The organism is Actinomycetota bacterium, assembly GCA_040755895.1.
GTDB lineage: Bacteria > Actinomycetota > Aquicultoria > Subteraquimicrobiales > Subteraquimicrobiaceae > Subteraquimicrobium.
This window is the reverse complement of record JBFMAG010000061.1, coordinates 1-5,615: the sequence shown is the minus strand read 5'-3', so window position 1 is coordinate 5,615 and position 5,615 is coordinate 1. Positions and strand designations below refer to the sequence as shown.

The window sequence follows — 5,615 nt, the reverse complement described above, 5'->3', positions numbered from 1 at the left end:
TTTTTATCTATCATTTTGAAGAGAATCAGAAATACCTCAAGATCACCTCGGCTATCCTTGGAGCTATCGAGGAAGGCAAGGTAAAGGGAGTAACTTCGATAGTTACTTTAATGGAGATATTGGCAAAACCGAAGGCGGAAAATAATCAAACAGCTGTTGAGGAGTACAAATTCGTTTTGAATACATTCCCGAATCTCAAGGTATTGAACATCGATACGCGCATTGCGGAGAAGGCCGCGGAACTCAAGGCAAAATATGGAATCACCTCAAGGGATGCCATCCAGGCGGCGACAAGCATTTTAAATGGAGCTGATACTTTTATAACAAACGATCCCAACCTGAAGAAGGTAGAGGAGATCAAGGTTTTAACCCTCGATGAAATGATCGAATTGTAAAAAATCCTTACCATCGATCCTCCGCAAGATTTACAACTTTTTATGGGAGGATCGTGAACTTTTGAAATATGGAGTATTGTTCCAAAATGTTTTATCCTAAAGTCGCGGGATATCTCAATGAGGGGGTATGAAAAATGGCGATTTGTCCCGATGTCAAGAAATATCTGGAAAAGAAGGGTGTCTCATACGAGCATATCACCCACCCCCAAGTTTTCAGTTGCATCGAAGAGGCAAAAGCGTTGGGAATAGAAGCGGATGAGATCGCCAAAAATTTAATCATAAAGATCAAGGATAGACGCGCTTTTGCTGTTTTGCCGGGGGCACATAGATTGGACATGCACAAGCTGAGAGAGGTTGTGGGATCAAGTTATGCCCGGTTGATCACGGAGGAAGAGATGGGGGCGGAATTCCCTAAGTACGAGATCGGTGCGGTTCCACCCCTGGGGGAGCTGTTTGGTATTCCCGTCTATGTGGACAAGAGGCTGCTGGATCACGAGACGGTGATCTTTACCGGAGGTACCCACATCGATTCCATCAGGATGAATTGTCGGGATTTTGTAAATCTGGTCAACCCCAGGGTTGTAGATTTAGCCGAAGAAGTTTAAGAAAGTGAAGGTCGAGAACCGATCTCGGAACATAGTATACAATTAAGGAAGAAGATGCGAGTGGTTCAAACTTGAAGATGGTGAAGAAGGTTGAAAAGAACGGGAATTGCCAATTTGCCGCTGCATTATGGCAGGACTCCTTCTTGGCTTTTCCAAAGGATGAAGGAGTTAGCTAGAGAGATTACCTTGTTCATTGTGGGCGAATTTGGACCGGAGGAGATGCTCAGGAAACTCTCCGATCCCTTGTGGTTCCAGGCTTTTGGCTGTGTCTTGGGATTTGACTGGCACTCCAGTGGCGTGACCACCACGGTTTGTGGAGCATTGAAGGAGGGCATCAGGAGACTTGAGAGAGATTTAGGTTTACTTGTGGCCGGGGGCAAGGGAAAGGTTTCCCGCAAGACTCCTTCAGAGATTGAAGGTTTCGGGGATTTGCTCTCGATTGATCCATCAATATTGGTTTATGCCAGCAGAATGGCGGCCAAAATTGACAGCGTTGCCCTTCAGGATGGCTTCCAGCTCTATCATCATTGCTTTGTCTTTACTATCAAAGGTTCTTGGGCTGTGGTTCAGCAGGGAATGAATGAAGAGACCAGATATGCCAGAAGATATCATTGGCTTGGCGATGAACTTAAGAGCTTTGTCTGCGAGCCCCATTATGCCATCTGCTGTGATCAGAGGAGAAGACCCCTAAATATGGTCGCGAGGGAGAGTGAAGATGCGAGGAATGTGAGCACATCGCTTTCCCGTGAGAAACCCGAGCGTTTGGTCTCAACCCTCAAGAAACTGCAAACACTGGATTTACCAGCCTCGCATCAAATTCTCGTTCACGATCTATCCCCTGAGAGCTTGGGAAGGATTTTCCTCAAAACTTATGAAAGACAACCCGAGGATTTCGAGAGACTTTTGGGGATTGAAGGGGTTGGTCCCAAAACGATTCGAGCTCTCAGTTTGATTTCCGAACTGGTCTATGGGGTGGCTCCGAGTTTTCGCGATCCCGTCAAGTACAGCTTTGCTCACGGGGGGAAGGATGGCCATCCCTATCCTGTGGACAGGGAAACCTATGATAAATCCATAGAAATTTTGAGGGTGGCGGTGACTCACGCCAAAATCGGGCGGAGGGAGAAATTGGAGGCCATCAAAAGACTTTCTTACCCCTTGTCCAAACGAACATCGCGTTTATAATTCTAAGGCGGTGAGAACATGAAGGTCCTTTTACATGCCTGTTGTGCACCCTGTCTCTTATCCCCATGGGAGCGATTAAAGGAGGAAAATTATGAGGTCGTTTGCCTCTTCTATAATCCAAATATTCAACCCTTTCAGGAGTATGAGAGGAGGTTAAATTGCCTGAAGAAATTCTGTGAGGAGAATGAAATAAAGCTCATAGAGGGAGCTTACGATATAGATCGCTTCTTCCAGGATGTTGTCTATCGGGAGAGGGTAAGGTGTCCCATCTGCTACAGGTTGAGGCTCACGGAGACCGCAAAGGTGGCGAGAAGGGGTAGATTCGACTACTTCTCCACAACGCTTTTGGTGAGTCCTTTCCAGAAACACGATTTAATCCGTGAGATTGGCCAGGACATCGCCGAGCGATACGATGTTCCTTTTCTTTACCTCGATTTTCGGAAGGGTTGGAAGAAAGCCGTGGTCAAATCCCGTGAGTTGGAGCTGTATAGGCAGCAATATTGCGGGTGCATTTACAGCGAGAGGGAGCGATATTACAAGCCACATCTCGTTGGCAAAGGGATATCCAAGAAATAGGCGATTTTTGTGGTGGGTGACTTCAATGGATTTACAAAGTCTGGGCAAAATAATACTTCTATTTGGACTCATCCTCTTCATCACCGGCGGATTGCTCTATTTCTTTGGTAAGGGGCTTGGGTTGCAGCGCTTTCCCGGTGATATTCTTTACCGCAGGGGGAATTTCACCTTTTATTTCCCGCTTGGGGCTTGTATCCTTATAAGCATCATTTTGACCATTCTCTTAAATCTTCTCTTTCTCCTCATGAGGCATTAGGGGTTTCCATCGATGAAGATTTCCGAGTTCGATTACTTACTTCCTGAAAACCTCATAGCTCAACACCCCATAGAACCTCGGGATAGTTCGCGTTTGATGATCATCGATCGAGCGACTGGGAGATTCGAGCACAGAATCTTTCGAGATTTACCTCATTATCTTAGCCAAGGGGACTGCTTGGTGCTCAACGATACCAGGGTTCTCCCCGCTAGATTGCGAGGTTACAAGGCAGAGACTAAAGGTAAGGTTGAGGTTTTGCTTCTGCACCGAATTGAGGATAAAAAGTGGAAGGCACTGGTTAAACCGGGGAGAAGGCTCCCTCCAGGGGTGGATTTAATCTTCAGTGACGGACTATTGGTGGGCCATATCGAAGAAAGATTGCCCGGAGGTGAGCGGATAATTTCCTTTGAATGTCGAGGGGATTTCAAGGAGGTTTTAAATCGAATAGGAGAAGTACCACTACCTCCATATATCCATGAAACCTTGGAAGATAAAGAGCGCTATCAAACAATCTATGCGAGGAGAGAAGGATCGATCGCGGCACCGACCGCTGGTTTTCATTGCACTCCATCGCTTCTCAAAGATTTGGTGAGAAAGGGCGTTCGTTTCGTCTTTGTAACCTTGCAGGTGGGATTGGATACCTTTCGACCGGTGAAAGTGGAGAATGTCCAGGAGCACAAAATGCACAGCGAATACTTCCAAGTGAGCCAGGCTTCGGCTGAACTCATCAATCGGACCATTGATAAAGGGAAGAGGGTAATCGCCCTGGGTACGACCTCGGCAAGGACATTGGAGACCGTTGCTGTCCGAATCCCGAATCCCAAATCCCCGGGGTCAATGGGGAGGAAATGGCGGGTTGTGGCAGGAGAGGGTTGGACAGAGCTATTTATTTATCCCGGATTTGATTTTAAAATTGTTGATGCGCTGATAACCAACTTCCATTTGCCCAAATCGACCACGCTTATACTCGTTTCCGCCTTTGCGGGTAGGAATTTAATCACACGTGCTTATCGAGAAGCAATTGATAGGGAGTATAGGTTTCTAAGCTTTGGAGATGCGATGCTCATCCTCTAGCACCCACAGTGCTAGCAAAAGATGTTCACCGTTCACATTTCACAGAGAAATATTAATAAATCCGTGAACCATTAACCATGACAATTAGAATGAGTTTTAAATTTGAGGTTTTACACACCGATAAGAATACTCGTGCCCGCGTCGGGAGGATCATCACTCCTCACGGGGAGATCGATACCCCCGTGTTCATACCCGTGGGAACGAAGGGGGCGGTCAAGACCCTGACCCCTGAAGAATTGAGGGGAATGGGTGCCCAATTGATTCTGGGCAATACTTACCACCTGTATTTGCGCCCAGGGCACGGAGTGATTAAGGAAGCCGGGGGGTTACACCACTTTATGCACTGGGACGGACCAATTATCACCGACAGTGGAGGATATCAGATTTTTAGCTTGAGCCCCACCCTAAAGGTTACAGACGAGGGGGTTAAATTCCAATCCATCTTCGATGGTTCGGTTCATTTCCTTTCTCCCGAAAGGGTTATAGAAATTCAGCATGCCCTGGGTGCGGATATCATCATGGTTCTTGACCAATGCACACCTTATCCTGCAGAATTCGATTATGTGCGTGAAGCGGTGTTGAGAACCCTCAATTGGGCTGAAAGATGCAGGAAAAATCACGAAAATCCCAAACAGGCTTTATTTGGAATCATCCAGGGTGGGATCCATCCAGATTTGAGAAGATTAAGTGCGGAAAAAACGCTGGAGATGGATTTTCCGGGTTATGGAATAGGGGGATTTAGCGTGGGGGAACCTCACGATCTTATGTTTGAAATCCTCGAGCCCACCCTATCTTTCATTCCTTTTGGTAAACCCCGGTATCTCATGGGTGTGGGCAATCCCTCGAGTCTTTTGGAATCCATTGGATTGGGGATCGATATGTTTGACTGCGCCCTTCCCACAAGAGTGGCTCGAAATGGAACTGTTTTTACAACGGAGGGGAAAATAAATCTCCGGAATGCCAGATATACCAGGGATTTTAAACCCCTTGATCCCTCTTGTTCCTGCTACGTTTGCAGAAATTATACTCGTGCGTACTTACGACATCTTCACAATATCGGAGAAATTCTCGCTCACAGGCTTCTTACGTGGCATAATTTAGCATTTATCTTTAATCTGCTTTCCGACGCGAGAGAGGCCATATTGGATGATTCTTTCGCGAAATTTAGAGAAGATTTTTTAACCCGTTATCCGACATCCGAATTCGCTGTGCTTGAATAAAAAGGATTTTCACTGGATTATATGGAACGTAAGCCAAATTGATGAAAGGACTGATGTTATGGACACGGGTCAATATGCCTCCGTCATTTGGTTGGTTCTTCTGCTTGCAATTTTTTACTTTCTCTTAATCCGTCCCCAACAGCTGCGGGCAAGGAGACATCAGAAGTTGATATCCGAGTTAAAGGTGGGTGATAAAGTGGTGACCATCGGGGGGATACACGGTGTAATTAAATCGCTCACCGAAAACACGGTTACGCTGAAAATTGCGGAGAACATCAAGATCACCGTGGATAGAAAGGCCATTGGG

The 5,615-nt window shown here is 46.4% G+C and carries 8 protein-coding genes; all 8 read left to right on the top strand.

Annotated features, from left to right (window positions below; all coding sequences use genetic code 11):
* Positions 1–395, top strand: a 395-nt coding sequence (locus AB1466_02890; protein MEW6189050.1) for a PIN domain-containing protein, incomplete at its 5' end; no start/stop codon positions are given.
* A gap of 134 nt (positions 396–529) precedes the next feature.
* Positions 530–1,000 carry a YbaK/EbsC family protein gene (locus AB1466_02885; protein MEW6189049.1) on the top strand — a complete coding sequence of 157 codons (471 nt, stop codon included), beginning with the start codon at positions 530–532 and terminating at the stop codon, positions 998–1,000.
* A gap of 90 nt (positions 1,001–1,090) precedes the next feature.
* Positions 1,091–2,182: a DUF763 domain-containing protein gene (locus AB1466_02880; GenBank protein MEW6189048.1), complete on the top strand. Its 1,092-nt coding sequence runs from the start codon at positions 1,091–1,093 to the stop codon at positions 2,180–2,182.
* 18 nt (positions 2,183–2,200) lie between these two features.
* Entirely contained in the window at positions 2,201–2,758 is a 558-nt protein-coding gene (locus tag AB1466_02875) for an epoxyqueuosine reductase QueH (GenBank protein ID MEW6189047.1), read from the top strand.
* Positions 2,759–2,783: 25 nt separating this feature from the next.
* The gene (locus AB1466_02870) at positions 2,784–3,014 is read left to right on the top strand and encodes a DUF2905 domain-containing protein (protein ID MEW6189046.1); all 231 of its coding nucleotides are present in this window, start codon (positions 2,784–2,786) and stop codon (positions 3,012–3,014) included.
* A gap of 12 nt (positions 3,015–3,026) precedes the next feature.
* Positions 3,027–4,088 (top strand): tRNA preQ1(34) S-adenosylmethionine ribosyltransferase-isomerase QueA, encoded by a 1,062-nt coding sequence (gene queA / locus AB1466_02865; GenBank protein ID MEW6189045.1) that lies wholly within the window; start codon positions 3,027–3,029, stop codon positions 4,086–4,088.
* 89 nt (positions 4,089–4,177) lie between these two features.
* The gene (gene tgt, locus AB1466_02860) at positions 4,178–5,308 is read left to right on the top strand and encodes a tRNA guanosine(34) transglycosylase Tgt (protein MEW6189044.1); all 1,131 of its coding nucleotides are present in this window, start codon (positions 4,178–4,180) and stop codon (positions 5,306–5,308) included.
* A gap of 58 nt (positions 5,309–5,366) precedes the next feature.
* On the top strand, positions 5,367–5,615 hold a 249-nt coding region (gene yajC, locus AB1466_02855; GenBank protein ID MEW6189043.1), incomplete at its 3' end, for a preprotein translocase subunit YajC.